At 58.2% G+C, this 25,477-nt stretch carries 22 protein-coding genes; 10 read left to right on the top strand and 12 right to left on the bottom strand.

Annotated features, from left to right (window positions below; translation table 11 throughout):
* The first annotated feature begins 4 nt into the window (after positions 1-4).
* The 3 genes from A3OQ_RS0106750 (at position 5) to A3OQ_RS21555 (ending at position 4,283) form a co-directional block, all read left to right on the top strand.
* Positions 5-2,329 (top strand): glycosyltransferase family 2 protein, encoded by a 2,325-nt coding sequence (locus tag A3OQ_RS0106750; protein ID WP_020174609.1) that lies wholly within the window; start codon positions 5-7, stop codon positions 2,327-2,329.
* Between the two features lie 84 nt (positions 2,330-2,413).
* A complete protein-coding gene (locus A3OQ_RS0106755) occupies positions 2,414-3,043 on the top strand; it encodes a class I SAM-dependent methyltransferase (RefSeq protein ID WP_026595577.1) in 630 nt (209 codons plus the stop codon).
* 22 nt (positions 3,044-3,065) lie between these two features.
* Positions 3,066-4,283 carry a glycosyltransferase gene (locus A3OQ_RS21555; protein ID WP_020174611.1) on the top strand — a complete coding sequence of 406 codons (1,218 nt, stop codon included), beginning with the start codon at positions 3,066-3,068 and terminating at the stop codon, positions 4,281-4,283.
* On the opposite strand, the gene A3OQ_RS0106765 is transcribed toward A3OQ_RS21555, so the two are convergent.
* Together A3OQ_RS0106765 and A3OQ_RS0106770 are read right to left on the bottom strand one after the other, a co-directional pair.
* Positions 4,274-5,587, bottom strand: a complete 1,314-nt coding sequence (locus tag A3OQ_RS0106765; RefSeq protein ID WP_020174612.1) for a glycosyltransferase family 4 protein — start codon at positions 5,585-5,587, stop codon at positions 4,274-4,276. The genes A3OQ_RS21555 and A3OQ_RS0106765 overlap by 10 nt on opposite strands.
* A 196-nt stretch (positions 5,588-5,783) precedes the next feature.
* Positions 5,784-5,990 (bottom strand): hypothetical protein, encoded by a 207-nt coding sequence (locus A3OQ_RS0106770; protein ID WP_020174613.1) that lies wholly within the window; start codon positions 5,988-5,990, stop codon positions 5,784-5,786.
* A gap of 745 nt (positions 5,991-6,735) precedes the next feature.
* Between A3OQ_RS0106770 and A3OQ_RS21560 the strand changes: the two genes are divergently transcribed.
* From A3OQ_RS21560 to A3OQ_RS21565, 3 genes are read left to right on the top strand one after another with little or no spacing between them, the layout of a single operon-like run.
* Entirely contained in the window at positions 6,736-9,933 is a 3,198-nt protein-coding gene (locus A3OQ_RS21560; protein WP_020174614.1) for an efflux RND transporter permease subunit, read from the top strand.
* 29 nt (positions 9,934-9,962) lie between these two features.
* A complete protein-coding gene (locus A3OQ_RS0106780; RefSeq protein ID WP_020174615.1) occupies positions 9,963-11,234 on the top strand; it encodes an efflux RND transporter periplasmic adaptor subunit in 1,272 nt (423 codons plus the stop codon).
* A gap of 30 nt (positions 11,235-11,264) precedes the next feature.
* The gene (locus tag A3OQ_RS21565; RefSeq protein WP_020174616.1) at positions 11,265-12,806 is read left to right on the top strand and encodes an efflux transporter outer membrane subunit; all 1,542 of its coding nucleotides are present in this window, start codon (positions 11,265-11,267) and stop codon (positions 12,804-12,806) included.
* Between the two features lie 489 nt (positions 12,807-13,295).
* Here A3OQ_RS21565 and A3OQ_RS21570 read toward each other — a convergent pair whose 3' ends face one another.
* The 6 genes from A3OQ_RS21570 to A3OQ_RS0106830 form a co-directional block, all read right to left on the bottom strand.
* Positions 13,296-15,059 carry a hypothetical protein gene (locus A3OQ_RS21570; RefSeq protein ID WP_152428341.1) on the bottom strand — a complete coding sequence of 588 codons (1,764 nt, stop codon included), beginning with the start codon at positions 15,057-15,059 and terminating at the stop codon, positions 13,296-13,298.
* 447 nt (positions 15,060-15,506) lie between these two features.
* A complete protein-coding gene (locus A3OQ_RS0106805) occupies positions 15,507-15,782 on the bottom strand; it encodes a hypothetical protein (RefSeq protein WP_152428342.1) in 276 nt (91 codons plus the stop codon).
* Between the two features lie 259 nt (positions 15,783-16,041).
* On the bottom strand, positions 16,042-16,701 hold the full coding sequence (locus tag A3OQ_RS0106810) for a putative 2OG-Fe(II) oxygenase (protein ID WP_020174621.1): 660 nt from the start codon (positions 16,699-16,701) through the stop codon (positions 16,042-16,044).
* A 93-nt stretch (positions 16,702-16,794) separates the two neighbouring features.
* On the bottom strand, positions 16,795-18,261 hold the full coding sequence (locus A3OQ_RS0106815) for a sensor histidine kinase (RefSeq protein ID WP_020174622.1): 1,467 nt from the start codon (positions 18,259-18,261) through the stop codon (positions 16,795-16,797).
* Complete coding sequence (locus A3OQ_RS0106820) at positions 18,248-18,970, bottom strand: response regulator transcription factor (protein WP_020174623.1); 723 nt, start codon at positions 18,968-18,970, stop codon at positions 18,248-18,250. Before A3OQ_RS0106820 ends, A3OQ_RS0106815 begins: the two co-directional genes overlap by 14 nt.
* Before the next feature lie 528 nt (positions 18,971-19,498).
* Entirely contained in the window at positions 19,499-20,146 is a 648-nt protein-coding gene (locus tag A3OQ_RS0106830; protein ID WP_020174625.1) for a 50S ribosomal protein L11 methyltransferase, read from the bottom strand.
* 100 nt (positions 20,147-20,246) lie between these two features.
* Between A3OQ_RS0106830 and A3OQ_RS0106835 the strand changes: the two genes are divergently transcribed.
* On the top strand, positions 20,247-21,122 hold the full coding sequence (locus tag A3OQ_RS0106835; RefSeq protein ID WP_020174626.1) for a dienelactone hydrolase family protein: 876 nt from the start codon (positions 20,247-20,249) through the stop codon (positions 21,120-21,122).
* Positions 21,123-21,132: 10 nt separating this feature from the next.
* Here the strand turns inward: A3OQ_RS0106835 and A3OQ_RS0106840 are convergent, their stop codons facing one another.
* From A3OQ_RS0106840 to A3OQ_RS0106855, 4 genes are all read right to left on the bottom strand, one after another.
* Positions 21,133-21,729: a UdgX family uracil-DNA binding protein gene (locus A3OQ_RS0106840; RefSeq protein WP_244427103.1), complete on the bottom strand. Its 597-nt coding sequence runs from the start codon at positions 21,727-21,729 to the stop codon at positions 21,133-21,135.
* Positions 21,730-21,736: 7 nt separating this feature from the next.
* The gene (locus tag A3OQ_RS25005; protein ID WP_026595580.1) at positions 21,737-22,300 is read right to left on the bottom strand and encodes a type 1 glutamine amidotransferase domain-containing protein; all 564 of its coding nucleotides are present in this window, start codon (positions 22,298-22,300) and stop codon (positions 21,737-21,739) included.
* Positions 22,301-22,381: 81 nt separating this feature from the next.
* The gene (locus A3OQ_RS0106850; RefSeq protein WP_020174629.1) at positions 22,382-23,290 is read right to left on the bottom strand and encodes a DUF72 domain-containing protein; all 909 of its coding nucleotides are present in this window, start codon (positions 23,288-23,290) and stop codon (positions 22,382-22,384) included.
* A 23-nt stretch (positions 23,291-23,313) separates the two neighbouring features.
* Positions 23,314-23,559, bottom strand: coding sequence for a DUF2188 domain-containing protein (locus A3OQ_RS0106855; RefSeq protein WP_020174630.1), 246 nt, complete (start codon positions 23,557-23,559; stop codon positions 23,314-23,316).
* A 303-nt stretch (positions 23,560-23,862) separates the two neighbouring features.
* Between A3OQ_RS0106855 and A3OQ_RS0106860 the strand changes: the two genes are divergently transcribed.
* The 3 genes from A3OQ_RS0106860 (at position 23,863) to ku (ending at position 25,430) form a co-directional block, all read left to right on the top strand.
* Entirely contained in the window at positions 23,863-24,150 is a 288-nt protein-coding gene (locus A3OQ_RS0106860; protein ID WP_020174631.1) for a hypothetical protein, read from the top strand.
* Between the two features lie 119 nt (positions 24,151-24,269).
* Positions 24,270-24,587, top strand: coding sequence for a hypothetical protein (locus A3OQ_RS0106865; protein WP_026595581.1), 318 nt, complete (start codon positions 24,270-24,272; stop codon positions 24,585-24,587).
* Positions 24,588-24,629: 42 nt separating this feature from the next.
* On the top strand, positions 24,630-25,430 hold the full coding sequence (gene ku / locus A3OQ_RS0106870) for a non-homologous end joining protein Ku (RefSeq protein ID WP_020174633.1): 801 nt from the start codon (positions 24,630-24,632) through the stop codon (positions 25,428-25,430).
* The last annotated feature ends 47 nt before the right edge of the window (positions 25,431-25,477 follow it).

Consider the following 25,477-nt stretch of genomic DNA (forward strand, 5'->3'; position numbering starts at 1 on the left):
GCCGATGACGGAGCATGATCGTTCGGCGCTCGCGCTCAGCCGGTTGCGCTCGGCTGTTTTTCCGCATGCGGCCACGATCAGCGGTTTCGTCTTCGATCCCGAATGGGAGAACACCTGCTTTGCGGTTGAACTGCGCCTGAACGGATGGCATGCGCAATTGTGCAGGGCCGAGCTTTTCAGCCAGCAGCTTGCAGAGACCGGCGTATCGAATGCCTTTCATGGGTTTTTGTTCTGCCTTCCGGAGGGGCTGTGCCTGGCGGAGACGATGGCGCAAATCCGGATTGCGAATACCGACATCGTTTTGGATCAGTTCGGGCTCGATCGGCTTTCCGATGAGGAGGCTGGCGAAGCGCTGGGCCCGGGCGAGATCAAATGGCAGGGCGGCCTCCGGTTCAGCGGTTGGCTGGCACCAAGGAGCGACATTCCTTCGAGCATTCGCGGCCTCATCGATGAAGTGATCGTCATCGACATCATGGCCTCCGGATGGGCGGTGCAGGACTATGGCCCGACTGGGCAATCCGTTCCCACCTTCGATTTTCATCTTCCCCTGCATTTTGCCGACGGGCATGTGCGGCGGCTTCAAGTCGTCAACGCATGCGGGGAACCTTTGAGAGGTTCGCCAGTGCCGTTCGTCGCATTTCCCGACGGGCTTGAACGATTCCTTGAAGCCCATGCGGAGACGGCGCCCGACGCGCTCCGCGGGCGGTTGGCGGAGGCTCTGAGTCCCCAGTCCATGCCGTTTGCCTGGCTCGACGTTTGGCGGAAGCGTTTCCCGCTTGCGTCCGATGTTGACGTTGCTTCGCCCATTGCCGTGATCCTCATGGGGGAGTTCGACGTCGAGGCCAGTCTGGCGAGCCTTGAGCGCTGTCTTGGAGATTGGATCGCCGCGAATATTACGTCTTCCGACGGCGAAGGACTATTCCACCAAGATCAGCTCTTGGAGTTCTTGTCGAACGAAGGTGCGAGTTGCGAGCACATCATCTTCGCGCGGGCCGGAAGTATATTCGAGAGCGAAGCGCTTCAAACGCTGGCACTCGCGCTTGAGCAATTTCCACGAGCAAGCCTCGCCTATGGCGATGTTGTTGTGATCGATTCGCGGGGCGTGCGTCATCCTCTCGCTCTGCCCGCTTTCGACTACGAGCGTCTGCTTGAGCAGGGCTATGCGATCTATCTTTTCGCCATGCGACGCGGCGACGTGATCGCAGCCTTGTCGGCGGGGCAGGGAAACCTCTTCCATCTGTTGCTGGATAGTTGCCCCGATGAAAACGCTTCCGATCGGAAAATGCCAATCCATTTTCCCGGATTCCTGGCGGAATGTCCGAGCTTCGATGCGGATAAATTGAGCGGTGCTCTCCTTTCGGCGGCGAAAGACCATCTCGAACAAAAGGGAACCGAGGCACGTGTCGAAGCTGCGAGTGGCTGGATTCTTCCGAGCATACACATCTCGCGTTCGTCATCGCGCCAGCGTTTGAGCGTGCTCGTCTGCTGCCGCGACCGCGCTGAGTCTCTGCGCGCCTGCCTTGAGTCCCTGTGGACACAGGATACGCAACATGAGTTGGAATTGATCATACTCGAGGGTGCATCATCCAAGCTTGGCGGTCTGGACTATTTGAACGAAATCGAAGGGCACCCCGCGAAATTTATAGGCTTCAAACCCTCTGCTTCGTTGATGTCGATGTTTCACGAGGGAGCTGCCGCCGCAAGCGGAGATTACCTGCTCTTCCTCGATCATCAGGTTGAACTTGGCGATCACGGCACAATCGATGAACTTATGTCACGCCAGGCGCGGCCGGACGTCGGAGCCGTCGGCCCTTGCCTCACTTGGCCTGGTGGAACTGTCCGTGACGTTGGCGCTGTATTGGGGCCGAATTTCAGTCTCGCGCCAAGCGGTGCCGGTTATGCGGCGCAGGCCTTTGGTTTTGCCGACATGCTCGCGGCCGCGCGCGAATGCTCCGCGCTTTCGGCCGTGCCGTTTCTGACACGCCGTGATCATTATCTCCAGGCGGGCGGTCTCGATCATAAGACGTTTCCTCATGTCTTCGCCGTTGCGGATTATTGTCTCAGACAGGATCAGCTTGGACGCCGAACGGTGGTAACACCGCGCGTGAAGGCGGTTTCACATGGAATAGCCAAGACCGATTGTCTTGAGAGCACTGAAGCACACGCGAATTTCACGCGAGAGCTTGCCGCATTCCGTCATCGCTGGGGCCACGATCTGATGCGCGATCCCTATTACAATCCGTGCCTATCGCTCGATGTGCCGTTTTCGGGTCTGGCTTGGCCTCCGCGGAATAGAGAGGCGCGTTTTCGAGATGAGATCCTGCGTTGAAAAGGCGATCGCGACAGAAGCGAATTCTTGAAATGTTTTGGCGGCGGCTTTCAACCGAGCCAATGGCAATAGGATATTGGCCACATGCACGGTAGGCATCCGCTTCGACGAGTCCTGAACACCGGGTCCGGCCCCTCTGTTCCAAATAAATTGCATCCCGCGTTCGATCGCGCGTATTGGGATGAGGTCCGCCTCGATATCGACCCAGGTGTCAATCCAGATGTCCTCGCAAACATTAAAAACATGCGAGACAAGATCCCGGATGGAAGCTTCGATGCCATATGGTCGTCGCATAATATCGAGCATCTTCATTTTCACGAGGTGATCCCTGCCTTGCGGGACTTCCGCCGGATTCTCAAGCCGCAAGGCTTCGTTCTATTGACTTGTCCGGATCTCGAAGCCGTTTGCCAGCTTCTGCTGGAGCAAGGGCCGCATGCGGATATTTACATGTCGCCGGCCGGCCCGATCAAAGTCGCGGATATGCTTTTTGGTCACGCGGCTTCGATCGCCGTCGGCAATACATTCATGTGCCATAACAGCGGATTCACGGCTCAATCGCTGGCCAATGCTGCCATAGAGGCCGGATTTTTAGAGGTGCGGATGGGAAAAGGAAGAATGTATGACCTGTGGGCTTTGATGAGCCTGCCGCAAACAGACCTCGACGCCGTTAAATCCTGGCTTGTGAATACGCCCGAGCGCGTGCTCATGGCGTGACGACGGAATCCAACGGTCGAAGATGAACATTCTTTTCGTTCATAATAATTTCCCGGCACAATATAAACATCTGGTGGAGGCGCTTGCGAAAGAGCCCGACTGCAAGATCGCGGCGATCGGTGCGCGGACGGCACAGCCCATGCCCGGCGTCGATCTCCATCGCTACGATCTCGAAAAGCAAGACGTGGTGCTGACGCATCCTTTCGCGCGGCGGTTCGATCTCGAATGCCGGCGCGCCGAACAGGTTCTCTATACGGCGTCCTTCCTCGCAGGAACCGGATTTCGGCCCGATATCATCGTCGTTCACAGCGGGTGGGGTGAAAATCTGCCGTTGCGTGCCATTTTCCCAAAGGCGCGCATCATCAGCTATTGCGAGTTTTATTATCGTCCGCATGGACAGGACGTCAATTTCGATCCCGAATTCCCGGAGCTGAGCGCAGACGGCCTCGTCGCTCTCGCGGCGAAGAACGCCAATGGTCTCCTCGCTCTTATCGATTGCGATCATGGTCTGACGCCGACGGTTTGGCAGCAATCGACATATCCAAAGGAGCTTCAGTCCAAAATCTCAATCGTGCATGAAGGCGTCGATGTCGATCTCGTGCGCGCCGACTCGAATGCCGAACTCAAGCTTCCCCTTGGCCGGGTTCTTCGGGCGGGCGACGAGATCGTCACCTTTGTCTCGCGCAATCTCGAGCCGTTGCGCGGCTATCACATATTCATGCGAGCAATCCCGCGCATTTTGCGGGAGCGGCCTAATGCCCATGTCGTGATCGTCGGCGGGGATCAAGTTTCTTATGGAGCGCTGCCGCCGCCCGGCACGACATGGAAGGCGCTTTATTTCAACGAAATCGCCGGGCAGATCGATCGAAGGCGAATCCATTTTCTAGGTCACACGTCCTATCAGACCTACCTGAAGGTGCTTCAGATCTCTACCGCGCATGTCTATCTGACCTATCCCTTCGTCTTGTCCTGGTCTCTCGTCGAGGCGATGAGCGCGGAGTGCAATATCGTCGCCTCGGATACCGCGCCGGTTCGCGAACTGCTCGACAATGACAGCGCGTCCATCGTTTCGTTTTTCGATCATGCCGCGCTTGCTGCTCAAGTCGTTGAGATTCTACGCGATCCGAAACCGTTTCGCGCGCGGGCCCAACAGGCCCGGGCGAAAGTCGTCGCCGCTTATGATGCCAAGCGGATCTGCGTGCCGAAGTTGAGAGCTTTCTTGACCGCAAGTCAGGCTTGACGTTTGAGCGGCGGCAGGGGCGGTATTTTCGGCCGGCGCATCTCCTGCCAAATCGAGATATGCGCGTTCAACATGTCGACATGGGTCCATGGCCGTTCGCAACCCGTATGCGCGGCTTCCCATCGCTCTTCATTTCCGATCAGATCGCTGAGCCGATCCGCTAGCGATCTTGGATCGCGGGGCGAAAACGTATAGCCGTTCACATCGTCCTTGACCCGCTCGGCCAGACCGCCGATCGCCGCCGCGATGACAGGCCGCCCAAACATCCACGCTTCCGACACGACCAGTCCGAAGACCTCCCACCAAGTCGAGGGGACCAAGACCCAATCGATCGTGCTCATGCGCCCCGCCAGTTCATGCCGGTCATAGCGGCCGCGGTCTATGATGCGGATGCCGGTATTTTCCATCGAACTCAGGGTTTCCAAAAGCTGCTGGATCCGTTCGAGATAAGCGCCGCTCGCGAAATTTTTGCTGCTGCCGTTGATTTCGAAGATGATCCCGCCTGTCGGCACGCGCTTTTCGCGAGCAAGCAGGATCAGGGCTTCGAGGACGATATCTATCCCTTTATTGTCGATGAACTGGCCGAAAAAACCGAAGCGATTCAGCGTTTTCGAATGCGACGTGCGATTGAAGGCGCCACTCAGGTCGATTTGACCGTTCGGAATGACCACGGACTTGGAACCGGACAGTCCCCAGGACAAATAACGGTCGGACAGGAATTCCGACGGGAAGATGAAGGCGTCGCATTCATCCAACAAGGCTTGCAGCCGCTGTGTGCGCAGCGTGAAAAATTCAGGCCGCAGATGGCTGAAGCAAAGGTGACAGGCCAATGGCGTCGCCGCATGGCAAAGCTGCCGATCTTTCGTCGTCACCATCTGACCATCGGCCATGCATATGGCCAGCATCTCGTGAAAGGACAGCGATATGACCGCGTGCGGCGCGCCGAGCCGCGCGGCTCGAATACATTCGACGCCTATCCGATGATAGTGATGAAAATGGATAACGTCGGGCGAGAATTGCTCGACGAATTCCCGAAAGAACTGCACCGACCGCCAATCGCCGGTCGAAAGATGCGGGAACTCGTAGAACTGAGGGAAAAACAAATATTGATTGGATTGTCCGTGAAACGGAACAATCGGTGCGCCAGGTTTGCCGAATGCGTCTTCGTGTCCGATTTCGAGAGCGCTGATGAGCACGGCCTCGTGGCCTTGGTCGATGCTGGCCTGGAAGAGTTCAAATGCGACCTGTTGCGCGCCGCCCGGCGTTATTGCGGGATGGAGATAACTCACGTGCAAGATGCGCATTGAGGCGTGATCTCGACAAGGTTGGCGCCTCTGCTTTTAGACAGCTCAGCGTGGCTCTGCAATGCGCCGGCCGGCGCAGTTAGCAGCTTCCACGGACCCGCACGGTATTCCGATCATCACTGTTAAGGACAGCGCTTGGAAGCCTATGATTTTGGGCAATTGCCTGCCGGCTACGCTACAGGCGGCTGGAGAAGGCTCACTGCGTTGCTGAAAGCTTTTCCGGCCCAAGCCGTGCAATCAGCCGGTCGCGGTCCCAAAGCTCTATGCCGAACGCGTCTATTTTGGTTTGCGCTCTCGTCAAAGCATCGAGGTCGTCTTCCGCTTCCAGGATCTCCGATCCTGTGATGCGCCCCTCGATATCAAGACGAAAGACTCGATAGATAGAAGGATTGGGCTCAGCCATGCTGCTCTGCCGATCTTCAAGCGTGATTCGACGAACCTAAAAGATTGGCGATCCGCGCCAAGCGCGCTGTGCGAAATCGCACATTCCAATCCGGCCTCTACAGCCGCGCCGACGTAAGGCGCAAAAAGCCCCGCTAGCGCAGCCAGCGGGGCCAGTAGTCGTGACGATCTGGGGGATCGACGGCCGTTCGATAGCGCAGCGGCGGGATCGGCTCAATTCATAGTTTTGTGTCATCCGTGACGGTTCGATGAAAGCCTCATCGAGCGAAGCATAGGCTTGACGCTCCGTTGCGGGCCCAGCCTCTCACCCATCGAATAGATTGATGAAAGCTCCCTCCGGTCGGCAAATTTGCCTGGATTCGTTCGATGCTCTCACTGCAACTTTCAGCAACGTAAGTATTTAAATTTCAGATGAGCGCGTTCAATCGATAGCAACGTCTGACACACCGGCAGCTTATGCAGCGCTTCTACTGGTTGAGATGAAATTTATTTCAATGGTCCGGTGACGAACCGATATGTATAGACGGCGTATAGGTTTACCGCCCTCCCAACCTTTGCCGCCCATGTCTGAAATGCCGGAGCAAACAACTCGAATTGTTCAGATGTTCACAGCACCAAATGATGGCGCCCTACTCAGCCGGGCATTCATTGGAGAGCACAACGATTTCACGATTCATGCCTCACGTTTGGGCAGAGAGTGAATTGAACCCGATCCTTTTTAAATCGCACTCGACTTTGGGATCCTAATGCAGCTGGTCCTGTTTGTGCTCAAACGACCCTATACGGTGGTCGCCGGTCTCATGCTTGTTTGCATCATGGGCATTGGCGCGGGTCTGCGCATGCCGATCGATATTTTTCCTGAAATCAACATACCGGTTGTCAGCGTCGTTTGGACCTATAGCGGCATGAGCGCGCCGGATATCCAGAACCGCATTCTAACGCTACATGAGCGTCAGCTCGCGTCGCTCGTCGATGACATCAGCCGGATCGAGGCGACGGCCTATAATGGTGTCGGCGTCGAAAAGGTCTACTTGCACGAAGGCGCCGATGTTACCCGCGCCATCACGCAATTGGCGAGCAGCGCGCTCGTCGTTTTAAAATATATGCCGCCGAATATTACGCCGCCGCTCGTCTTGCGCTATGGCGCGACGGATGTGCCGATCATTCAGCTCAGTCTTTCAAGCAGCTCTCTGCCGGACACGAAGCTGAACGATCTCGGTCAAAACACGATCCGCCCCAATCTCGCGGTCGTGCATGGCGCCGAGGTTCCCTATCCTTATGGCGGCAAGCCCCGCGTCATCATGGTCGATCTTGATCAGGAGGCGCTTGATTCACGCGGCCTCTCGCCATCGGATGTCGCCCAGGCCATCCAGCAGCAAAACGTCATTCTGCCGTCCGGCGACGTGAAAATCGGCGCTAAGGATTACACGCTTGCGATGAACAATAGTCCTGACGCGATTGCTGCCATCAACCGGTTTCCGGTGAAGCAGGTCGCGGGGCGGACGGTCTTCGTCGGCGACGTGGCGCATGTTCATGACGGCTATCAGATTCAAACCAATTCGGTCGCCGTCGATGGGCGCCCCGGCGCATTGATGATGGTACGCAAGACCGGCGGCGTCTCGACGCTTGCCGTGATCGACGGCATCAAGGAGGCTATGCCGCAGATCGCCAAATTGCTGCCGCCGGGCGTGACCATCAAGCCGATTTTCGATCAATCGGTCTTCGTCAAGGCTTCGCTCGATAGCGTGCTCATGGGTGGCGCTATGGCGGCCGGACTGACCGCGCTCATGATCCTTTTGTTTTTGGGCAATTGGCGTCTGACGCTCATCATTCTCGCGACAATTCCGCTCGCCATCATCGCGGCGGTTCTGGTGATCTATCTTGGCGGCGAGACCTTGAACACCATGACGCTTGGCGGCTTCGCGCTCGCCGTCGGCATTCTCGTCGACAATAGCACGGTCGTGATCGAGAACATCGAGCGCCACGTACATGAGGGCGATCCCTTAATCCAAGCGATCGTGACCGGCTGCAGCGAAGTCGCGGTGCCGACAGTGCTGTCGACATTGGCCATCTGCATCGTCTTCGTGCCGGTTTTCTTGCTCCAGGGCACGGCCAAATATCTTTTTTCCCCCTTGTCGCTCTCGGTCTGCGTGTCGTTGATCGCAAGCCTCGCGCTATCCTTCACGCTTGTTCCGGTGCTGTTTGCCTATCTGATGCGTGGTTCGGTTGGAGCCCATCAGCAAAGCCATCCGGCGGCGCGGGTGCGCCGGCGCATCCCCAACCCTTTCAGTCTGATTCACCGCGGGTTTGAATCAGGCTTCAACCGGTTTCGCGAGGCCTATCACAACAGCGTCGCTTTTTGCGTCGCGCGGGCCGGCGTGACGAGCCTGTTCTTTCTGCTTTTGATCGTCTGTTCCTTGATGCTTTTCCCGCAGCTCGGGAGGGATTTTTTCCCGCAGGTCGACGCAGGCCAGATGCGCCTTCACGTGCGGGCGCCGCCGGCCACGCGTATCGAAGAGACGCAGCATTATTTCGCCGAGGTCGAAGCTGCGATCCGTCAGATCGTGGGGCAGGACCAGATCGATGTGATTCTCGACAATATCGGCCTGCCTTATAGTGGCATCAATATCGCCTTGAGCGATTCCGCGACGGTCGGTCCGATGGACGGCGAAATCCTGATATCGCTCAAAAAAAAGCACACGCCGACTGCGGAACATGTCGCCGATTTACGGCGCATGCTTCCGCAGCGGTTTCCCGATCTGCAATTCTTCTTTCAACCGGCCGATATCGTCAATCAGGTCCTGAATTTCGGACAGCCCGCGCCGATCGATGTCAGAGTCTCGGGTCCTGACGCCCATGAAACCTATGCGCTGGCTCAGAAGGTCGCGCGCGATCTCAAATCGATCCCGGGAATTGTGGACTCGCATGTGTTTCAGGTGCCCGACGCGCCGGCGCTCACGATCGATGTCGATCGTACGCTGGCCCGGGAACTCGGCTTGAGCGAAGAGCAAGTCGTCAAAAACGTGCTCGTCACCACGAATTCGAGCGGCCAGACGGTGCCGAATTTCTGGATCGATCCGAAAAACAGCGTGAGTTATCCGCTGGTCGTGCAGGTGCCGACCTATCGCATCAATTCAACGCAGGATCTGTCGAGCATCCCCGTGACGCCGGCGGCGGGAGAGGCGCCCAATCAGTTGCTGATGAATATTGCAAACTTCGGACGTAAGAACGTCCCGATTGTGACGTCTCAGCTTAATATCAGGCCCGTCTTCGACGTGAACGCCGATGTGCAGGGCCGTGATCTGGCTTCGGCGGCCGTAGAAATCGACAAGGTGCTTGCAGCCGATAAGCCGGCCTCCGCCATTACGATGACGCTCAGCGGGCAGGTTGAGACTATGCGTGAAAGTTTCAACGGCCTGTTCTCCGGCATGGCGGTCGCCGTGGTGCTTGTCTATCTTATTCTTGTCATCAACTTCCAAAGCTGGATCGATCCGATCATCGTGCTTGCGGCGGTGCCTTTCACTTTGGCTGGCGTCACCTGGATGTTGTTCCTCACCGGGACCCATATCAGCGTGCCGGCTTTGATGGGCTCCTTGATGTGCATCGGGCTCACCTCCGCGAACAGTATTCTTGTGGTCAGCTTCGCCAATCAACGGATGGATATAGGCGACGACAAGGCGACCGCGGCGGTCGTTGCTGGCTATACGCGGCTTCGGCCGGTGTTGATGACGGCCGGTGCGATGATCTTGGGCATGATCCCCATGGCTCTGGGCGTCGGCGAGGGTGGCGAACAAAATGCGCCCCTCGCACGCGCCGTTATCGGCGGGCTTCTCTTTGCAACTTTCGCGACCTTGATTTTTGTGCCGGTCGTCTATCGGACGCTGCGGCCGAAGACCAAGGCTGAAGTCGGATTTCATCTGGACAGGAGTCTCCAGAATGCATGAGCGCAGCCTTTCAATCAGCAGGAATCATAATGTCGCTTAGGGATGCCGCGAATCCGAATTCGAGAGATGGCGAAAGCGGACCTTCGGCCAAGCCTGCGGGCGGGCGCGGCATGATCTGGCTCGCGGCCTCGGTCGCAATCGCGCTCGGCGTCGGCTTTGTCTTGACACATCGTGAGAGAGCTACGGCTGAGGCGCATCTGGCGGAAACGACGCGGCAAGACGTGGCCGCACCGCCGACCGTCGATGTTGTGACGGCGAATGCATCTTCGACAGCGGAACCTTTGTCGCTGCCGGGCGAAACCGCGGCCTGGTATGCGACGACGCTTTATGCACGTGTGAACGGTTATGTCGACAAGTGGCTTGTCGATATCGGCGATCGCGTCCATGCCGGACAGGTCCTTGCGACGATCGATACGCCGGAACTCGACGCCGAGCTCCAGGCTGCGAAAGCAAAATTGAACGCGAGCGAAGCGCAAGTGCAGGTTCGGCAGGCGCGTGCCGATTTCGCTAAAACGACCTATGATCGCTGGCGGGACTCGCCTAAGGGAGTCGTATCCGACCAGGATAGGGAATCCAAAAAATCGGAAAGCGCGGAAGCCGTTGCCGAACTCAACGCGGCGCGCGCCCAAGTTGTGCTTCAGCAGGCCGAGGTCGACCGGCTCTCGGCGCTGACCGAATTCAAGAAAGTCAAGGCGCCCTTTGATGGCACGATCGTGCAGAGGCACATTGACGTAGGCGATCTTGTGACGGCCGGAAGCACGAACAGCACATCTTCGCTTTTCCGGCTCACGCAGGATGACCCGATCCGCGTCTTCGTGAACGCGCCGCAGAGTGCCGCGCAGGAGCTGATGCAGCTTGGTACGCCAGCCACGATCACATCGAGCAACCGGCCGGATTTGCGAATCGAAGGCAAAGTCACCCGCACGGCGCGCGCCATCAACCCGCAGGCGCGTACGCTTCGGGTTGAGGTCGATATCAGCAACCCGAAGGGCAGGCTTGTGTCTGGAATGTATGTGCAGGTCGCTTTCAGGCTTAAGAGTAGCGGCCTGATCCAAGTGCCGGCAGCGGCGCTTTTGTTTCGCTCCGGCGGTCCGCAGGTCGCTGTCGTGGATGACCAGAACGTAGTTAGATTTCAAAGCGTTTCGATTGCCAGAGATAATGGGAACGTGGTCGATATAGGCTCCGGACTTGAAATGGGCGACAAAGTGGCACTCAATATGAGCAGCCAGATCGTGGCGGGAGAAAAAGTCCAAGCCAACGAAATCGATCAGGAACCCAAGCATGCTGCCTCAGCACCATAATCCTCTCCGGCGGGGCGTCTCGACATTGGAATGGCGAGCGTGAGGCGGCAGATTTTCGCTGGCGCGCTTTTGCTCACCACCGGTTTGGCCGGTTGCGCCGTCGGGCCCGATTATCAAATGCCGATTCTGTCGGTTCCCGAGACGTTCATCGGCAAGCCTGTCGAGCATGTCTCGAAATCCGAGGAACGCCCGAGCGTCGATCTCAACCAATGGTGGCGCTCTCTGCGCGACCGCGAACTTGATTCGCTGATCGCTCGCGCGCTTCAATCGAATCTCGATCTTGAAATAGCGCTGACCCGGCTGCAGGAAGCTCAGGCCCAGATGGGTGTCGAGATCGGGCAGGCGCTTCCGAGCGTCGATGGTTCGGGCGGCGCGGCGACCGGCACTGGCACGGACAACACGAACGGCCGCGCTTTATCTTTGCTCAGATCCGGTGACAATAGGACCAATCTGACGCGCATCGACGAGCTTGGCGGTCTCGCGGCGAGCTGGGAACTCGATATTTTCGGCAAATTCCGGCGCCGGATCGAAGCTGCGAATGCCGATGCCGAAGCCCTGGCCGACGCGCGCGATTGGGTCTTCGTAACGGTCGCAGCCGACGTCGCGCGCGCCTATCTCGATATGCGGGCGCTTCAAGGCGAGTTGAGCGTCTTGCAACTGAACATTCGAGTCGCGCAAAACGGTTTGGATCTCGCTCAGACGCGTTTCAACCGAGGCCTCACCAATGAGATGGATGTGACCTTGGCGCAACGGCAATTGGCGACGTTGCAATCCGATGTCGCACCGCTCGAAGCGCAAATCGCGGTCAGCCAGCATGTGATTGCTACTCTTCTCGGGCAATTCCCGGAGGACCTCGCCAAAGAATTGGCAAAGCCTGGGCCTATCCCGGTCCTCCCGGCCCATATTCCCGTCGGCCTGCCCGTCGATCTTCTGCGGCGGAGGCCCGATATTCACGAGGCTGAACGGCGCCTCGCGGCGGCGACGGCGCGCATAGGCGTCGCGACGGCCGATCTTTTTCCAAGCGTGATCGTCAGCGCCGCCGGCGGCGCGCAAGGCGGCCCGCGGACGTCCGCTTCGGTCATTCCCTTGACGATGATCGGATCGCTTGGCCCGGCGCTCTATTGGCCGGTGCTCGACTTCGGCACGCTCGATGCCAAAATCGAAATCGCCGACCTGCAAACCCACGAGCTGATGGTCAGCTACAGGCAGAGCATTTTAGCGGCCGTACAGCAGGTCGACGATGCGATCGCCCTGTTCCGTGCCGAGCAGGACCGCCTGCGAAATCTCGATCGCGCCCTCGCGGCGGCCCACAAAACCACGAAGCTTGCGACGGAACAATATGATCGCGGCCTGACCGATTTCCTCAATGTCGTCGACGCCGAACGACAGGAATTCGACCTTGAGGAGCAACAGGTCGCGGCTCGCCGCAAGGCTGCGCAAGAGCTTATCGCACTTTACAAAGCGCTTGGGGGAGGCTGGCCGCTCAATGAACTGCTGCCGCCGCTCCGCCAGCCGCAGCCGGCGATCATTGCGGCTGCGCGGCAGTTGTTCGGTCCGCAACCGCGTCCATAGACGAGGCGGTGCAATGCTGCACTTCGCCGATGTCAATAAGGCCGATGCCAGCGCGCCGCCGCTCTTGCGGAGCAGCTAAAGCCGCAAGGAATACCTTCGAGCGACCGGATGAAGTCGGTCTGACTGCCATATCTGCCGTGCGGCCCCTGATACTGATCCGGCGCGGAGGTTGCGCCATATTGATATGCGGGCGGGTAGAAGACTTGCGCCGCATGTGCCGCGGAAATGGCCAAGCCGCCGGCTAATACAACCGACAACGGCAATGCAAAAGCTATGGTCCGTTTCATGTTGAGCGCCTCCCGTTGAAGCAAAGCGAATCACTTCGTTGTTCGCTTCAACTCAAAACGGGAATGCCGTGGCGCATGTTCCGTATTCTCATTTGAAATCGCGTTTAGTCAGCGGCGCTCGCGCAAATATGGCCGTGACGACGGCAAGAAAAAAGCGGGCCCGGAGGCCCGCTTTCAAGATTCGTCTCAACCTGGTTGAGGCTCAGTATTTCGCAACCAGCGGCGGCGCCACCGGCGGAGCCGCGAACGGATAGTAGCGCATGCTGGTCAAGAACATGTGCTGGTCCGCTTTTGCCGAATAGGAGGGAGCCGTCAGAGCTGTCTGAGTTGTAAAGATATCGCGCTGGGTGAAGGAATATTGCAGGCCGACGCGGACTTCACCGAAGGAGCCGCTATAGACCTTATCCCAGAAACCGCCGGTGATTTCCCAAAGAGCCTGGGTTTGACCCGAACACAGCGCGCCAGCGGCATTGAGCGTACCGCAACCGGAGTTGTCGGCATTCGGGATACCATAACCAATGATGGTACCGGTCGAAGAGGTTCCGTAGGCGCGGTTTTCTTTCTCGATGCCAGCAAAGGCGTAAATATCGAGCGCCGAAGTGGCATGCAACGTGAGTCCGGCGGAACCCATGACCTCGCCGATCGGCCGAAGCGAGCCGTCGGGATTGAAGGTCGCATCGGCAAGCAGACCAGCGCCATAGCGGCCGATACCGCGCCCAACCATTGCACTTCCCTGGAAGTCGAGCATTTTCGGGATGATCGGCACGACGACACCACCGCCAACGCCGTAGCCCGTCGTATCGTGTTTTGCGAGGACTCCCGTCGTTCCGGTTATATACGAGGCATCGTAGAGATCCTTGTAAATGCCCATCGCTTCGAGATGGATATCGCGGTCGGCGAACCGGGCCTCATAGGCCACTTTGCCGATCACATCAGGCACATGGTTCAACGAGTAAGGCTGACCATATTGGCTGAAACCGGCGCCGCTCGCGGTTGCGGAACAGATAGCCGTCAGTCCTCCGACGGGTGTCGTAACGGCAGCACCCGATCCGATACCTGTCGATCCGACGCCACTCGCGATGGCCCCCCCGCTGCATGCGCTTGTCGCGAACGTTGTCTGAGCTTCCTCAAGCGCCAGAGAGAACCACAGATCCTGGCCGAAATTCTTCGTCAGGCGGACGCCTGCCTGACGCGCAAAAATGACACCCGGCAGGAATTGGCCGTCGATGACCGGCGGCAGCACTTCGTTACGCAGGGTGATGCCCCTGCTGTTCAGCGTGGTCAGAGACCACATCTGACCGCCCGCCAGATGCACGCCGATGTCGTTCCAATCGACGGCTGCGTAGAGTTGGCGGATGCGCGGCGCGTAGCTGTTCGTATCCGTCGCGTTCGACGTCGTGCCGGCGCCGAGGAAGTCGAACTCGGCGTAGCCCGAGGCCAAGGTCGCCGGATTGACATAGCCTTCGGCGAGAAGCGCGGCGCGGCTTTGGCGACCCGTCAGACGATATTCGTTCGTGTGTGAAAGCGGATTGTTGCCGAGCGGAATATTACCCCAGGCGCTGTTGATGTCGGAATTGGTCGTCTTGCCTCTGAACACGCTTTCGCCGGCCAGGAAGCCGCCGGGCGAAAGGGTAATTCCGCCAAACACCAATTTCTTATCGGCGGTAACGAAGGCCGGAAGTGCTCCCGGCGGGATCGCGGCGGCGGCAGGCTGAGCCACATAGACAGGCCGCTGCTCTTCAACCTTGCGGACCTTTTCTTGCGTGCGCTTGGTCTCGCCTTTCATGCTGGAAATCGCGGCTTTCATCTCGCGGTTTTCGGCCTTCAGCGCCGCGATTTCCGCGGCAAGCTCCTGCACCGTCACGGTCGGCTCGGCGTGCAGGGCAGCCGGCGCGCAGGTGAGCATGAGGCTTGCTGCGAGGCCCAGGGGCCAATAGCGAGCGGCCCTCGTGCCAAAGTCGGTCATGGACCGGATGGTCCGCGCGTCATTATCTTCCGCCGGACAAGGTATAGCCTTCGTCAGCCGCGAAGGCTTGTTCTTAAAATTCATGAGATCCCCCAACCTCAAGCCGGCAACGGGCCGGTCTTTGCTGTATCAGCATCAATACGGATGGGCTGGGATACCATTGAAAAAAAATTTAGTTTTAAGTTTTGAAAGCGCCTGTTGCAGGTTTGTCGCATTGGCCTTGATGGCGTTTTTATCGCTCTTTTTGTCAAACGGTCGTCATTCTAAGAGGTTCGACCTGCATATCCCAACATGTGTGCGACTCCGTAATCCAAATGGCGCCGCTATGTGTGATAAGCCTGCGTGTTCCTCATGCCGGTTTTCGCGAGCAAAGAATGTGGGCGCGATGGGAAGCCGCGCCTGTGCATGATGCGCAGATCGCTATAGCCGGTTCGCGTCTGGCATTAATTAGTTGGGATTGCCGGCCCCTTCGGGATGAAGGGGGCTCGCACCGAGGCCCATGCGACCGCGCGTGCCGGAGCGATCGAAGTCGGCGCGATCCTGACGCGAATATGCCGGTACGGTGCCGTGGCTCTCCTGGTAGACGCCATTATATCGATGCGGCTGGTCTGGATAGGCCTGTTGTGCCGCCGCGACTCCGATCGAAGCGATTGCGATCGAACCGGCGCAAGCCAAGAGGCGCAGACTGACGCAAACGATTTTGTTTTTCATAGTTGTTTGCATGGGACTGCTCCAGTCATCATCATCGAGCCTTATACGGCGCGGCGAAATATAGATGCCGGAGCACTAGAAGTTGTACTTGAAATAGTTGAATTATTTTTTAGAGTCGCATGTGTGGGAGAGCCGTGAAAACGCGTCCGTCGTGCACTGACCACCCGCCTTGTGCGCAAAGGTCTTGCGTTGGCGCCGACTGTTCATTCGAACCTCAGACCATCATTCGCATCGAGTCGACAGAGAGCTGAGAATGAGGGCAACGCGCCGCTCATTCGCCGACAATGGCGTTAAACGAAAGCGAACGGCGTTCGCCTGGGCCAAGGAATGGTTCTGCCACATGCAGCAGCCAACCAGGGAAGACATATAAAACGCCGATGCTCGGCCGGAAGCTGACGAGCGAGCGTGAAAATCGCTGCCGATCTCCATGGATAAAGTTGATATAGCCGGCCTTTCGGCCCGATATATATGTCCTCGCGGTTTGCGCTTCGTCGTCTATGCCCGGCGGTAGCCCCAGATAAAGAACCCCCGATACGTCGCACGAGTGGAAGTGCGCGGGGCTCGATGTCTCGGCGGGTTGGCAGACGATCCAAGCGACATCGACGTGAACGCGCGCCGGCTTTTTGCCTTCGTGGATCTCTGCGTAACGACTCACAGCCGTTTCGATGAGGTGCTGCAGCGATGCCTTGCCGCCAGCCGTCAAGATATCTGGAGGAACCAGGAATTCCCCCGGACGCTGCATCGTATCGGCGAAACGGTTCAGATCGTCGGTGAGCGCTTGCGGCACGCTGGTGCGCGCAATCGTCGGCCCAAACGGCGATAAGAGGTCGATCGCTGGTGCGCCCTCTACTGGTACGAAGGCTTGCGGATCGCCTTCATATTTGCGCAGGGAGCGTGTTTTGGTCGCGATCCGCCGTTCCTGATCCGACATGGCGGTGATTGGCCCTGGTTTTGAACGATGCGCGACAGGAAAATCACCCCGATCGCCATGCCATAAATTATCGCACAATTTTTGACGTCGTGCTCAATTATGAATGCAATCCGAGGGAGAGCCGTAGAAATTCGTCAATCCAGCGAGTGGCCACCAGTTTTTGCGTAAAGGTTTTGCTTCCGCGCCAACTGTCGAAAGTTCGCTTTCCTCGCGCTTTGCTATCTCAAACAGCGCACCCGGTCCGTTGTCTTTGGCGCGCAGCGAAAGCCCATGCTGTTCGACAATGGTTGCCGCCATACTCAATCCTAGACCATTGCCCGGTAGGTCGCTGTTTTGATTCGACCGGTAAAAGCGCTTGAAAATATTGTCGCGATCTTCCGGTGCGATACCGGGGCCGCGATCCGCGATGCGGACGACGGGCTTATGATCGATCATTTTTGCGACGATGCTCACCTCGCTCCCGCGCGGCGCGAATTTAATCGCATTGTCGACAAGATTGGCGACCGCTTCGATCAAAAGATCGAAATCGCCCATGACCTGCACCGGGGCCGGAGCGTCCAAGCTCATGACGATCGATTTCGCTTCCGCCAGAGGCTCGTAGAGATCGAAGACATCGGCGCAGATTTCGGCCAGATCGACGAGTTTGAAATGGCTTCGCCTGCGTCCCGACTCGACTTCTGAAATGCGAAGCAAAGCCGTGACCGTGGTCATCGCGTGATCGAGATCGGACAGGATGTGCTGCGCCGTGACGCGGAGACCATCGTCCTCATCCGATTCGAGAGCGCGTTCGAGCTTGATCCGTGCGACCGCGAGCGGCGTGCGCAGATCATGTGCGATATTGTCGCCCACGCTTTTGATCTGATCGAGAAGCCGGACGATCTCATCCAGCATGAGGTTCACGGCAGCGGCGACATAATCGATATCGTCCCGATTGCCGCGCGTCGGCAGGCGCTCGTAGAGATCGCCGTGCATGATGCGCACGATCGTTTGATTTATGGCCAGCAGGCGCTGCGCGCTGCGCCAGCTGAAAATGAGGCCGGTCAGCAAGGCGAGGACGATCGCGGGGACGATACCGATCAGCAGCGCATGCACGACGAGCTGGCGTAGCGCATAGACTTCGTAAAGGCTGCGGCCGAGCAGCACGATACTGCCGTCCGGCCGCTTGCCGGCGACGAACAGGCCGGGCTCTGTGGTTCCGGCCGGAGCACCGACAAGCGTTGCTTCGACGGCATGAGATGCGCCGTCGATCGGCAGATTATCCGGCAGCATGGCGATATTGCCGTAGATGAATCTGCCCTGCGCGTCGAAAAGCCCGGCATAATCGATCAGCCGCAAGTCCCTGGTCAGGCGCAAGTCGAGCGCTTGTTTAAGCCTGTCCTCCGGTTCCGTGAGGGCCTTTGCAACCTCGGCAGGCAGCCGCACTTCGATACGCTTGATATCGAAAGTTGCCACTTGCCAATAAATGAAAAGGAAGACGACCGAAGTCGAGAGCGTTACGGCCAGCGCAAAGAAAATCGCAACGCGAAATGTCCCGGCCCTGAGAAGTTCAGTCAGCCGCATGAAGCTTGAAGCCTTTGCCGCGCACGCTCTGGATCAGAGGCGTTTCGCCGGGCCCATCCACTTTTCGTCTGACTTTACCGATATGGACATCAACCAGATTCTGCGTCTGCGGCGGGAAGTGATAGTTCCACACGTCTTCAAACAGCATGCTGCGCGTGACCACCTGATTCGGATGCCGCATCAAATATTCAAGCAGCTTGAATTCACGCGGCAGCAAGAAGAACTCGCGTCCGGCGCGCCAGGCCCGTCGTTCGATGAGATCGAGCTTGAGCGGCCCGACGCGCAATGTGGTTATTTGGCTGTCCTGCGAGCGGCGCAACATGGCCTCGATCCGCGCGACGAGCTCGCCCATGGCAAAGGGTTTGGTGACGTAATCGTCTCCACCGGCCCGCAAACCTCGGATGCGTTCATCGACCGATGCCAGGGCGCTGACGAACAGCACGGGCACATGAAGCCCTTCGCTGCGCAAAGTTTCAACCATCGGCAGGCTGTCTTCGCCGTGCAGCATGCGATCGACGATCAAGAGAGACGCAGGTTCCGAGCGTGCGGCTTCGAGGCTCGCGGCGGTATTATCCGCGATCTCCACGCCATATCCGAGCCGGTCGAGTTCACTGGCGATTTCCCGCGCCATATCCGGCTCGTCTTCGATGAGCAGGATGCGTTGCTTCCCGGCATTTAGGGATTTCTCGTGTTCCGCCTTGTCTAGCATCGCCAACACGTTTCCGCTTAATCCTGCTTTTTGAGTCTAGGGCGTACGCGGATTTGCCTGAGATTCGGCGAGGGTTCTGGCACTTGCCGCCATCTAAATTGCAAAGACTATTGAAACCCGGTTGCACCTTGCCTGAAATTTATCTTCCGGTAGCAAGCCAACATGGTGTGAGAGTAAGCAGTTTGAAGGCATTAAATCTACATTTAATTTGTGAAATTAGTTTCAATGAATAATTTTTTACGATCTATATTTCATTCAAGAACCACTACTTACAATAACATTTGACTATTGGCTTTTGTAGCTACGCTGTAATGGTACACAATATTCCAAATAGCAGCGAAGCAAACTTCGCATCTGAACTATATTACTGTGGGAATAACATGTCCTATTGAAATGGTTTTGTCAGGAAAATCGTCCTGCCGAAATAGTTTCGGGAGAGAGAAACATTCTGCCGAACCGGAATGAGGCCGAACCGCAAGTCGATCCTGGCATCGGCAGGTCGGTCGCCGCGGCGCATGTTTCAAGCTTTCAAATGAAGCGCCAGACATCCGTTCGCTTCATCGTGACCGCTTCGAGCATCAGCGGCACCGCGACGTCATAAGACGCAAGCGAGCGCAGCTTTTCGCGTGGCAGGTGGCCGCGCCCAGGATCGCCGATCAGGACGAGAGCGCCAGCCTTCGCGCGGGCCTCGAGCCAGTCCGTTATGCGGGGCGCCATGCCGCCTTGGTAAGCGACATCTCCCGCCAAAATCACATCAAAGGGTTCGTCGGAGCCAACCAGATCATCGAGCCGCGTTTTGACGATGACTGCGTTTTCGATGGCATTGAGCGCGATCGCCGCTTCGGCGAAGCGATCGAGATCGCTGGCTTCGACATGGCTTGCGCCGGCGCGCGCGGCGGCAATGCCGGCCAGCCCGCAGCCGGCCGCGAAGTCGAGCACTTTTTTGCCGCTGACCTCTATGGGATGTTCGCCGATATATCGCGCGAGGGCTTGGCCTCCTGCCCAGGCAAAGGCCCAAAACGGTGGCGCGCCAAGCCCGCGTTCCATTTCATCCTCGATCTCTTGCCAGAACGCAGTTCCCTCAGCAGCAAGATAGAGTTTTATGCACGAGAGCGAAGAGACCTGCGAAAGCCTCGTATTGGCGCGGATGAAAGCATTGCAATCTTCGATCAACACAGATCCAATCAAACGAAAATATATTGTCCCCGATACGCTGTTATTTATTGGCCTTGTCAATGAAACATATTGAGACGGCGCCGACGCTTAAGGATTGAACATGCCCTATGTTTTTGAAGCCGATGTCTTCGCAAAAGAAATTTGGCGGCGCGCCATCGCCGTCGCGATCGTGTTGTTTGCCGCTGCTCTCGTCTCTTCCGTCGCGGCGCAGACGCCGACATCCGTGCAATTTCCAGGCACCGACGACGTGGTGCTGCAGGCCGCGCTTTATATGCCGAAGGGCACCGGGCCTTTTCCGGCCGTCATCGCCATGCATGGGTGTTCCGGCTTGCGCGACAAGACTGGCGCGTTGAGCGAGCGCCATCGCGATTGGGCCGAGCGGCTCTCCGCGCAAGGATTTATCGTGCTTCTACCCGATAGTTTTGCATCGCGCGGGCTTGGACCGCAATGCAGGAACAGCGAACGCGAAGTCCGCCCGTCGCGCGAGCGCGTCGCCGATGTCAAGGCTGCTTTCGATTATGTCGCCGGTCTGGCGCAAGTGAAACCGAGCGCCATCAATTTGCTCGGCTGGTCGAACGGGGGCTCGACCGTGCTTTATGCGATTGCCCCCAAGAATGTGCCGGCGAAGGGCGATTTCGCGCGTGCGATCGCCTTTTATCCCGGCTGCCGCGTTCCGCTCGAGAATGGCCGCTGGCATGCGCGGCTGCCGCTCTTGATTCTGATGGGCGAAGCGGACGATTGGACGCCCGTCGCGCCTTGCAAGACATTGGCGGAAGAGGCCGCGGCGCAAGGCGAAAAGGTGCAAATCAAGACCTATCCCGACGCCTATCACGATTTCGACCACCCGAACCTGCCGGTGCACGTCGTCGAACATCTCGCTTTCACCGCGTCGGGCGGCGGCTCGGCGCATACCGGCACCAATGAGGCGGCGCGGAAGGATGCGATCGAGCAGGTCTTGGGATTTTTGGCGCGTTAGATCGATTGGCCTACCCGGCAATCTCGGAGACCCGCGCAAGATCGGCGACGAGTCCCGCAAAAGCCTCGTGCCGCGCGCTCTCGTCCGGCATTCGAAGGATCGATGAGGGATGCACGGTCAGCATGCCTTGTTGGCCGTCCCAGAGATCCAAAGTCTTGCCGCGTTCGCGTGTCAGCGTCAGCTTGCGGCCGGTCAAGGCCTGCGCGGCCGTTACGCCGAGCGCGACAATCAATTTCAGCTGGACGATGGCGATTTCCTTGTCGAGCCACCAGCGGCATTTCTTGATCTCGTCCTGGTTTGGCCGTTTGTGCAGTCGGCGTTTGCCGCGCATTTCGTGCTTGAAGTGCTTCAAGACATTGGTGACATAGATCGTCTCGCGTGCAAGGCCTGCTTCGCCGAGCGCACGGTCGAGGATTTGACCGGCGGGCCCGACAAAAGGATGCCCAGTGCGGTCTTCCTGATCGCCCGGCTGTTCGCCGACCATCATGATCGATGCCGATGCCGGACCTTCGCCGAAAACCGTTTGTGTGGCATCTTTATAAAGCGGGCAACGCTCGCAGCCCGCCGCCTCCGCGGCGAGCTGCGTCAAAGCTGCGTTGGTCTTCACGCGCGCCTTAGGCGACGCGGCGTTGCGGGGATTGCCCGCTCTCGACCACTTCCTTGATCTTGCCGACGAAGGCCTTGAGATCGTCCGGATTGCGGCTGGTGATGATGCCGCCATCGAAGACAACGTCTTGATCGACCCAATTCGCGCCGGCGTTTTTGACGTCGGTTTTGATCGATTTATAGGACGTGACCGTCTTACCGCGCAAAGCATCGGCTTCGACGAGCAGCCAAGGCCCGTGGCAGATGGCGGCGATCGGCTTGCCGCTTTCGACGAAGGTGCGCACGATCTTCATCGCGTCGGGATTGACGCGCAAAAGATCCGGGTTGATCTGCCCGCCGGGCAGAACCAGCATGTCGTAATCGGCGGGCTTCGCATCGGCGATCTTGAGATCGGCGTCCACCATATCGCCCCAGTCCGTCATCTTCCAGCCGCGGATCTTCTTGCCGTCAGGCGTTGCGACATCGACTTTCGCGCCAGCCTTGCGCAATTCGTCGCGCGGGGTCATCAATTCGCTTTGTTCGAAGCCATTGGCGGCGAGGATGAGAAAACGTGCGTCACGGATATTCGGCATGGTCGTGCTCCATTTGAAATGATGCAAGGACAGCCCCACCTGCGAACGCCCTTGCTTCAGATGGAGTTCCGAGCAGCTTGATCAAATCGCATGCGCGTGACGCTTTTCATCTTCTTCGAAAAGGTCGAGCTTCTTCATCAAGGTTTTCGCGTCGCGCGTCGCGCGCAATTTGTCGGTATTGTCGAAGAAGAGATACAGGTCGCGCTTCATGGCCTTGACCCGCTTGGTTTCGGCGAAACAACCGTCATGCATAGGCTTGCCTTGCGACCAGGCGCGGACACGCGCGGCCCAATCATCGAGCGCCTTATCGCCATAACCGCTGCGATAAAGCTCCTGCGATCCATGCAGGCGGCAATGGACGAAATCTGATGTGAGATCCATCAAACGCGGCCATTCGACTGTATCGGCGCAAACAAGCGCAACATCATATTGGCGCAGCAGATTTATGAAGGCCTTGTCGCGGAAACTCTCGTGGCGGATTTCGATCGCATGACGCAGCCGCCTTTTGGCATCGATGCGCGCAAAGGCCCGGGCCTTGAGTCTATTGTCATGGCGCTTGGCGCAAGCCGCGGCTGCTTCGGAGTCGTGCGGCAAAAGCTTGAGGAAAGCCTCAAGCTTCTCCGCATCGAAACGGAAGTTCGGCGGAAATTGCCAGAGGATCGGTCCGAGCTTCGGACCGGGCCGCAAAATGCCCGACGCCATGAAATTTGCGAGCGGCACGGCTGGTTCGTTCAAGCGGCGGATATGGGTAATGAAGCGCGGCGCCTTCACCGCGAAGGTGAAATCCTCCGGTGTTTCTTCGGCCCAGCGGTGAAAAGCCTCCGGCGTTTGCAGGCCGTAAAATGTCCCATTGATCTCGATAGCGCGAAACAGCCGGCTCGCATAGGCAAGCTCTTGGCTTTGCGGCAGACCTTTCGGGTAAAACGAGCCGCGCCAGGGCGCATAGGTCCAGCCGGAAATCCCGATGCTGATCGAGCCAGACTGTTTCATGGGGTCGGTAGGGCAGGCCGTCCTTAAGGCGTATCGATCACGTCGGCTTCCGGCCGGTCTCCGCCCGAGGCAATTTCCTCGTGCCACACACCGTCTTTGTCTTCATAGGTGATGACTTGCGTCGTGCCACCGATCTCCTGGCGGGCCGCCACGGCGCGCGCGGCGTTCAACGCCGCCTCATGCGATGGGAAGGTTTCCGAGAAGACATCGCCGAGTTTATAGGCCCAGCCTTCGGCATGTTGGACGATGTGATAGTGGACATGTGTCATGGCATTTCTCCCGTTGGTCCTTAACCGTTGCCGCAGGCGAAGGTTCCTGGGTGGCAGTCTCGCCGGAGTAACGAGATTTATCGTTCGAATATGACGATTGAAATAATCGACTGTACAAATGAAATATTGATGCAGTGATTATCGTGGTTCTTGGCAACGCAATTAAGCTCAAGAACAATAAAGCGCATTTCATATACTTTCACAAAGACGAGATATACGAAACCAGTTGCGCTCCATGCGGGTTTTGAAAGCGAACATGCTCCAGCAGCATGTGCCGAAAAAAATCCAAAAGGAGTGTTTCCAATGAACGTTCGAAAAACACTTGCTCTGCTCGCGATCGCGGGCGGTTTCCTTGCCGCGGCGGTCGAACCGTCTGCGGCGCGCGGTGCGCCTGTCCCGGAAGCGGTCGGGCCATCGCAGTTTTATGGCTATGCCGCGCCGGACATTCGCTTTCTGGGCAGCTCCTATCAGGAGCCGGATGGAACCTATGATTCCCTCTCCGATTTCACGCGCGACGTTAATGGCACGCCCTGCGGCATCGAGTGCTCGGCTCGGGCGCAGGCGCACTGGGGCCATTATTACGCCCACTAGGGCTGCTGCAAAAATCCGCGCTGGCGAGTCCGGCGCGGATACCGCTCACAAATCAATCCTCCAAGGAACCGGCGTGCCGCGCTTGTCGTTGAGGCGGCAAAGGTAAGATGGAGGATGCCATGCCACGCGGGGACAAGTCCAAATATACCGGCAAGCAGGAACGCAAGGCCGACCATATCGCCGAGGGCTATGAGAAGCACGGCCTGTCCGAGAAGGAAGCCGAGCGGCGTGCCTGGGCGACCGTCAACAAGGACGATGGCGGCGGCAAGAAAGAGGGCGGCTCAGGCCGGGGCAAGTCGACCAGCCATCCGGCAGCCCATCGCGGCGGTGCGATTGGCGGCAAGGCCGCGGCGGCCCGTCCGGCAGCCGCGCGCTCCGCCGCCGCGAAAAAGGCGGCTGCGACGCGCAAGCGTAATGCCGAACATCACGCGCACTGATATCATTCCTGAGAAATTGCATCCTGAACAGGAGACGAGCAGGTGGCGCAGCGCAGCTTCTGGAAAGGCTATCTGAAGCTGTCGCTGGTCACCTGTCCGGTCGCCATGATGCCTGCGACTTCCGACTCGGAGAAGATCCGCTTCCACACGTTGAACCGCGCGACCGGCAATCGGATCGAGGCGCGTTATGTGGACGCTGAGACAGGCGAGCCGGTCGAAGACGACGACGAGGTCAAGGGCTACCAGCAAGACGCCGAGCATTACGTGATGCTCGAAGATGACGAGCTGCGCGCCGTCGCGCTTGAAAGCACCCGCACCATCGATATCGACATGTTCGTGCCGAAGGATTCGATCTCCTGGCTTTGGTACGACAAGCCGCATTATCTCGTGCCGGACGATCCTGTCGGCGAGGAGGCTTTCACGGTGATCCGCGAGGCGATGGCTGCGACCGGCATGGTTGGTCTGTCGCGCCTTGTGCTCTACCGGCGCGAGCGCGCGGTGATGCTGCAGCCGCGCGACCGGGGCATCGTTCTATGGACTTTGCGCTATGGCGACGAGGTCCGTGACCCCGAAAATTATTTCGCCGATATCAAGCCCGAAAAAGTCGAGCCTGAACTTCTGTCGCTGGTGACGGCTCTGATCGACAAACGTACGCAAGATTGGAGCCCGGAATTGGTCCGCGATCCGGTGCAGGAAAATCTGCAAGCCATCATCGCGGCGAAAAAGAAAGGCAAAGCGGCGCCGAAGAAAAAGGCCAAGGAGCCGGTGCCCGCGAGCAATATCATCAACATCATGGATGCTTTGAAGAAAAGCATGGCGGCCGAAAAGGCGAAGCGGCATTAGCAGCGTTTACGGGACGTGGGATTAACCGGATACGATCCCTCGTCCTT

The sequence above is a fragment of the Methyloferula stellata AR4 genome, assembly GCF_000385335.1.
GTDB classification, from domain to species: Bacteria; Pseudomonadota; Alphaproteobacteria; order Rhizobiales; family Beijerinckiaceae; genus Methyloferula; species Methyloferula stellata.